This is a genomic window from Nostoc sp. (assembly GCF_041747015.1).
Taxonomy (GTDB): domain Bacteria; phylum Cyanobacteriota; class Cyanobacteriia; order Cyanobacteriales; family Nostocaceae; genus Nostoc.
In genome coordinates, this window is the sequence record NZ_JBGTFY010000258.1 from 1 (window position 1) to 6,838 (window position 6,838).

The window sequence follows — 6,838 nt, forward strand, 5'->3', positions numbered from 1 at the left end:
TATTCGAGGGTTAGAATCTAGTTTTTTGTCTTCTCTACCACCTGTAAAGAATAAAGACCAAGCTTGGGAAGCATTGATAGTCTTAAAGCTATTAAAATCAGGTCTGAAAACAACAGAACCAAATAGCTCAGGAGATTTGAAGTCTAAATCATTGTTCATGTAAACAAGTATAACAAATGTCTTGTCAAATAGCTACATTTATGATATATGCCTACAGATAAAGGCAAGGTAGATATGTCAAGGGCAGCGATCGCCGGCGTTGAGTGGTGATTTTTCAGAGGGAGCTGAGGAACGGATATCGCTCAAAATGTATCAAATTGATACCGTGACTACTACGTTGCCAACTTCCTTTGACGGTTACAAATCAAAATCAAGGCTGAATGTTTCCCCTGAAGAATCTTCTTCTTTCTCCTCTGCAAATGGAGTTGGAGTCCAAGACGTGAGTTGGTTATCTTCAGTATTAATCGGTGTGTCAGCTAAAAGTTGTGCAGGTAATCCAGCCTTGATGAAAACAAAATAGCAATCAACTATAAAGTAAAGCGTGTCCAGGTAGCTTTTATCTAGTTTTTGCGATTCTGCAAATATGCGCTCTCGGTAATTATCTTTGAGGCGAACTTTTTCCGGTGCTAAGTCTTTTTTATCTGTCATTGTAATAACTTTACTTAAGAGATGTAGTAGTTGGGTTCTTGCTGGTCATAGTTTTTGCCATCTCTAAAAGCCCAGAGACATTGGCTTCTACCGGATTGTCCAGGATTTTGAAGCCGTTTTTCTCCAACAGCTTCTTAAATCCTGGTAAGAGGCAGCCTCCACCAATCGCCCAGATTTCATCCCCCTGGTGCTTGGCATCAAGTGTCAGATTCACCACTTTCTTCAAGTATTTTTCATACCAATCTTTTAAACTTGCACTGTATATATCTTTGATATCGATATCGCGGTTGTACTTGGTATGCCCCATCTCTAGACAAAATCGAATTTTGGAGGCATCCCCAATTTTTCCGCCATTTAGATGTTTCATTTTTTGGCAGATATCATCAATGAGAACTTCTACACCTATAGGGTAGGCACTGTGAACTTCGCGCTGACCCCGGTTGTAACGAGAATACAGGGTCGTACCATTGCCAAAGTCTAAAATGGTTAATTTTTTGGGTAGTGGATGCCCAAATAATGCACCCATACCCTCTAGTACAACTTTCAGCACTTCTACTTTCACGTCTGATTGTTTGCCAGCAAGTATTGGCTGATATTCTCCATTGAGTACTTTTTGTAGTTCTGATGCTAGAGCAACATCATGTAAACTGACAACTAATTTTAAGTGCCAAGCCTTACGGTGTGGTAGATGTGCCAATGCACCCAATAAAGTCAATAATGCGTTGTTGACTTTGTTTTCATTATTATCGGTATTCCGGTCAAAATAATTCCCTGTCCGGTAAGCAGACTCTCCAACTGTATAAGCACTACCGTTAAAAACTACACGCCCTGGCACATCTTCCATCTCGGCATTGGTTATATAGCTCGGCACACGAACTACTTCAAATCCTTCGACTAAAAGTTTGAGACTTCCGTAACCGTTATCGAAACCCGCAGGAAAAATTTTTTGTAACGTGTGAATGTTTGACATAAAGACAAAGGTAATAGACTTTGATTTGTGAAAATTATCTGTTCAGGTAATTTGGGGGAGCAGAGGGGCAGAGGGGCAGGGGAGCAGAGGAGAGAATTAAAACAGTTCTTAGTGTTTACTATTTACTGTTCAAAATGGAGAACTCTGACCTTCAGCAGAATAATTAGTTTTTCTTACACCGATAACTATAATTGTTAATGCAAACAATTTTCTCTTGCTCCCCTGCTCAAGAGCCTTTTTTTCCCCAGACTCAAGAGTTTATCATAACCCCTTGGGGGCTAAGTGGGGTACAAAATGTTAGCCAGTCAAATATACCCCATTTAGCACCTATATGCACCCTATATAGGGGTCAAAATGTCCCCAAAATCCTGAACTATTGTTGGGGTATATATAGCCCCCATGTAGCCCCCAATAAGATTTTTTGAAATCTTTTTTATCAATGCAGCAGAAATTAATTTAGATGGTTGACTCTTTGATTTATACTCTACTATCAATGTCTTTGTTAGCAATTTATTTCCTTGCAAGATGTCTAGCCAAAGCTCTGATCCACTTGGAATTTACCTACGAGAAATTGGTCGCTTCGAGAGGCTATTGCCGGAACAAGAAATTTTCTATGCACGACAAGTAAAGCTATGCTGGCACAAGATGAGCAAAATAATCTTCTCATGCAACGGCTAAAGCCTTCTCCAACTATGGCTGAACTTGCTGCCGAGGCGAAGAAAACAGAAACATAATTAACCCAAATCCTTGAACAAGGTCAACTAGCTAAACAAAAAAAGATTACTGCCAATCTCCGGTTAGTGGTTGCTATAGCTAAAAAGTATCATTGGAGTAAGCCGGAATTTCTGGATCTGATTCAAGAGGGAGCAATAGGTTTACAGAAAGCGGTAGAAAAATTTGAGCCGAATCGGGGCTATAAATTCTCTACTTATGCATACTGGTGGATTCGGCAAGCAATTACCAGAGCAGTTGCAGAACAATCTCACACTATTCGCCTACCCCATGACTTGACCAAAAGATTGATGCAAATCAAAAAAGCACACATTGAACTTTTTCAAACCTTGGGAAGAACACCCACTATTATAAAAATCGCTGAAGCTATTGACGCATTACCTAAACAAGTTTCCGAATGCCTAAACGCATTTCGTCCGCTAGTTTCTTTGGAGTTAGGAATTGGAGAAAACCAAGAAAACCAACTGCAAGAGATATTACCCGACGAAAGAATCTCTGCACAAGAGTATGTTGCTCTAGAATGTCTCCGGTCAGATTTACTGGATTTATTAGCTACCTTGAAACCAAATCAACGGCAAGTCTTAATGTTATAGTTTGGGTTGTCGGGCGAGGACAAGTTGACTGCAAAACAGGTTGCACAAAAACTTAATCTCAGTCATTCCAAGGTACGCTCTGCTCATGGACAAGGTATCAAAGCTTTATGAGGTGAGCGAGACAAAATTAAAGATTATTTGGCCAGTTGAAAACTGTTTATGTCCAAGGAAAAGGAATCGCTGTTGATAAATGTTGTTTCAGTTATCATCGCTGTTTTCAACTAATAAAGCTTCAAGTTCTACTAATATTTTTTGTAATCGCTTGTGCTGATTGGGATTATCCCAAACCTTTGATTTTTTTACTTTACTGTAGGCTTCATCTATCTTCTTTTTTAAAGAAGATGATTTTTTATCTGTATTTGCAGGCGTGTTTGCTTGAATCTCAGCAAGACGCTCTTTAATTTGACTTAAAGATAAATTACTTTGAATTGCATCAGATAGTAATGATTTACGTAGGGCTTCATCCTTAATCCGCGCAATCACTTTGGCTTTAGTATACTCGATTACTCCTGACCGGAGAGCTTCCATAACATCTATAGGAAGTTTTAATAATGGGAGACGATTGGTTCTAAAACTTTCGGGGGAAAACTTTCCGATTGTGTTAAATACCTCAAGTAGAGACTGCCATTCTTGGCTGTGGATAACGTTATCCACAGCCTCTCGTTCTGGATGAGCTGCTGATTGAAGTAAAGCAACTATTGATTCTGTGGTTTGATTAAGTTTTAATCCTAAGAGAGCAACAATACTCTCTGTTTCCTCAATTGGGTTTAAGTCCTCTCTTTGGAGATTTTCCGAGAGTGCTAGTTCAAGTGCTTCAACATCTGTCATTTCCCTAATAACAGCAGGTATAAACTCTAATTGAGCAGTTTTAGCCCCTTGGAAACGACGTTCTCCTGCAACTAGTTCATATTTCCCATCCTTTTGAGGACGGACGAGAAGGGGCTGAAGAATTCCATGCTGTTTAATTGACTCTACTAACTCATGCATGGCTTGAGGAGCAAAGTAGCGACGAGGTTGTTGATGTGGTAAAACTATTTGTTCTATTGGGATAAGGAAAGCAGCGCTACTATTGTCTACTGGTTCTTCAACTCCAAATAAAGCATCGACTCCTTTAATTTCATAAGGTTGGCTAACACGCTTCTTCAGACTCATGGCAACGTCTCCAAACTTTGAGCAATCTGTTTGAGAATAGTGACAGATGGATGCTTAGAATTGTAAAGTGCTAACGGTATATGCTCTTGGGCTGCATCAGCAAAAGCTACGGATCGAGGAATAGCTGGATAAATGGTACCAATCTTAGATAGAGAATTAGTAATTGACTGTAAGCTTTGGGAGCCTTGTCCAGTTCGGTTATCGTACATGGTTGGAACTACTCCAGCAATCTGTAATTTTCGATTTGCCCGAGAACGGACACGCGCAATCGTTGTTAACAATAGTTCTGTTCCTTTTAGAGCTTTATATTCAGTTTGAATAGGAATGAGTACGTGTGTGGCTGCCACCAAGCTAATATAGCTAAGAATACCGAGACTTGGTGGACAATCAATTAAAATGAATTGGTATTGTGCGATAACTGGTTCAAGAGCCTCCTTTAGTCGAATATCTCGCATATCTGCGACAACAAGTTCTAATTCTGCGCCACTTAAGTTGATGTTCGCGGGGGCCATATCCATACCATGTATATTCTGATGAATTGGTAATGGTTCTTCTCCCAGAATAGCTTCATAAACTGTCTTACCTAGTTCAGATGGCTCTAATCCCATAAAAGTAGTTAGTGAAGCCTGGGGGTCCATATCCACTAATAAAACGCTTTGCTGACTTTGAGCCAAATGGTAGCCTAAATTCATTGTCAGAGTAGTTTTGCTGACACCACCCGACTGATTAAAAACTGCAATGACTTTGCTCATTAACTGAACAGAAATAATAAAGACATCAACTTAACAATATCGGTATCAGTCACATACTGGCAAAAGAAACTTACATTCAGTAGACCGAACTTTAACATTTCAACTATGATTTTGCCCTTTCTATTATTATTGCTAACTTTTTCAGTCTCCAAGCAATGGTTTATCTGGTGTCAGCCCCACTGCCCCGGCTTTTAAGCTTGAACTAGGGTGAGTTTTTAATGACACTAATATTGAATATCTAATTTAGTATTTATGTACTAGAATAGCTAAACTCCCAGTATTATAATAATGTGCGGCATCTGATCATAAGCAATGTCCACTCCTCCTAATCTTTCTCCTCAACAAATAAACGCCTTTCCTCAACACGAAACAATCACCGGAGTCGTAGAACGCCTAACTTTTTACTCTGCTGAATCAGGCTATACCGTGGCACGACTGACCCGCCCCCGTAGCACCGACCTCACAACAATCGTCGGCAGCTTCGCTAATATCCAGCCGGGGCAAACTTTGCAGTTAACTGGTTTCTGGCGTGATCATCCTCAGTTTGGGCCACAGTTCCAAGTAGTCAACTACAAAGAAACCAAACCAGCTACTCTCACTGGAATTGAAAAATACTTGGGTAGTGGGCTGATTAAAGGTGTTGGCCCAGTCACAGCAAGACGGATTGTTGGTCACTTCGGGCTAGAAACCCTGGACATCATCGAAAACCAGATTGAACGACTGATTGAAGTCCAGGGTATCGCCAAAAAGCGGATCACTCTCATCAAAAACGCCTGGTCAACTCAGAAAGCGATCAAAGAAGTGATGGTGTTTCTCCAGGGGCATGGCGTTTCTACCACTTATGCTGTGAAGATTTACAAGCAATATAAGGATGAAGCGATCGCTAGAGTAACCCATAATCCTTACCAGTTGGCAGCCGACATCTACGGTATTGGTTTCCTAACTGCTGACAAGATTGCACGGAATATCGGAATTGCCCCTGACTCAGAATTTCGTTACCGTGCGGGGATTATCCACTGCCTAAGTGAAGCCGCCGAAGATGGTCATTGTTACCTACCACAGAGCCAACTGATTGAGTCGGTAATCAAACTGCTGACTACCGAATCTCACCAGGCCACAGAAGAAGCGGTCACGATCATTATTAAAGATATGGCTCTCGCGGACGACCTGATTAGAGAGTGGGATGAAGAGAAAACACTACTTTGCTACAAGCCGACTTACTTTCATACAGAACAGAATTTAGCTCAACTTATACGCCAACGCTTGGAAAAACCTGTTGGCACTGACATTGAGCGTGTGCATGATTGGATTGACCGCTTTACAGCCAGCCGTAAAATTCAGCTTTCACAACAGCAACGCCAAGCTGTAGAAACAGCAGCTTATTCCAAAATCATGATTTTGACTGGTGGGCCTGGCGTTGGAAAAACTTTCACTACCCACACCATAGTTAGTTTATGGAAAGCGATGGGTAAATCTATTGCTCTAGCTGCACCAACTGGACGGGCTGCTCAACGCTTGGGTGAAATGACTGGACTTGAAGCAAAGACTATTCATCGCTTGTTGGAATTTGACCCCCGGACAAGAGGATTTAAATGTGACAGTGAGAATCCTTTACCCCATACAGCAATTATCGTTGATGAAGCATCGATGCTTGATTTGTTTCTGGCTTACTCCTTGGTTAAAGCAGTATTAGCTGGCGCTCTACTGTTGTTGGTAGGTGACATTGACCAGTTAGCATCTGTGGGGCCAGGTCAAATACTCGCTGACCTGATCAATTCGGGGCGAGTTCCCGTGGTGCGGTTGACCCAGGTATTTCGCCAAGCCCAACAGAGCGCAATTATCACCGCCGCCCACCAAATTAATCGAGGAATTTATCCCACAATTGAGCCTATATCTGATAATCCCATATCCGACTGTATTTGGCACGGCGGCGGACATCAGCCCGAACATGGTGTACAGGCAATCTGCGAGTTGATTACCGATTTGATTCC

At 41.4% G+C, this 6,838-nt stretch carries 7 protein-coding genes; 3 read left to right on the forward strand and 4 right to left on the reverse strand.

What is annotated here, in order from left to right; genetic code table 11:
• Positions 1–357 precede the first annotated feature (357 nt).
• Positions 358–648, reverse strand: a complete 291-nt coding sequence (locus ACEW80_RS21165; RefSeq protein ID WP_373528480.1) for a hypothetical protein — start codon at positions 646–648, stop codon at positions 358–360.
• A 10-nt stretch (positions 649–658) separates the two neighbouring features.
• A complete protein-coding gene (locus tag ACEW80_RS21170) occupies positions 659–1,618 on the reverse strand; it encodes a ParM/StbA family protein (protein ID WP_373528481.1) in 960 nt (319 codons plus the stop codon).
• A 525-nt stretch (positions 1,619–2,143) separates the two neighbouring features.
• On the opposite strand from ACEW80_RS21170, the gene ACEW80_RS21175 reads away from it, so the two are divergent.
• Complete coding sequence (locus tag ACEW80_RS21175; protein WP_335068072.1) at positions 2,144–2,296, forward strand: sigma-70 factor domain-containing protein; 153 nt, start codon at positions 2,144–2,146, stop codon at positions 2,294–2,296.
• 122 nt (positions 2,297–2,418) lie between these two features.
• Entirely contained in the window at positions 2,419–2,943 is a 525-nt protein-coding gene (locus ACEW80_RS21180; protein ID WP_373528482.1) for a sigma-70 family RNA polymerase sigma factor, read from the forward strand.
• Positions 2,944–3,141: 198 nt separating this feature from the next.
• On the opposite strand, the gene ACEW80_RS21185 is transcribed toward ACEW80_RS21180, so the two are convergent.
• A complete protein-coding gene (locus ACEW80_RS21185) occupies positions 3,142–4,095 on the reverse strand; it encodes a ParB/RepB/Spo0J family partition protein (RefSeq protein WP_373528483.1) in 954 nt (317 codons plus the stop codon).
• Positions 4,092–4,847, reverse strand: coding sequence for a ParA family protein (locus tag ACEW80_RS21190; RefSeq protein ID WP_292697014.1), 756 nt, complete (start codon positions 4,845–4,847; stop codon positions 4,092–4,094). The genes ACEW80_RS21185 and ACEW80_RS21190 overlap by 4 nt, the downstream gene beginning before the upstream one ends.
• Before the next feature lie 312 nt (positions 4,848–5,159).
• Here ACEW80_RS21190 and ACEW80_RS21195 point away from each other — a divergent pair.
• A partial coding sequence (locus ACEW80_RS21195; protein WP_373528484.1) for an AAA family ATPase occupies positions 5,160–6,838 on the forward strand: 1,679 nt, incomplete at its 3' end.

Bases quoted from the DNA above. Each gene is read 5' to 3' on its own strand.
- ACEW80_RS21165 (WP_373528480.1), bottom strand. From the start codon at position 648: ATGACAGATAAAAAAGACTTAGCACCGGAAAAAGTTCGCCTCAAAGAT.
- ACEW80_RS21175 (WP_335068072.1), top strand. From the start codon at position 2,144: ATGTCTAGCCAAAGCTCTGATCCACTTGGAATTTACCTACGAGAAATT.
- ACEW80_RS21185 (WP_373528483.1), bottom strand. From the start codon at position 4,095: ATGAGTCTGAAGAAGCGTGTTAGCCAACCTTATGAAATTAAAGGAGTC.
- ACEW80_RS21190 (WP_292697014.1), bottom strand. From the start codon at position 4,847: ATGAGCAAAGTCATTGCAGTTTTTAATCAGTCGGGTGGTGTCAGCAAA.
- ACEW80_RS21170 (WP_373528481.1), bottom strand. From the start codon at position 1,618: ATGTCAAACATTCACACGTTACAAAAAATTTTTCCTGCGGGTTTCGAT.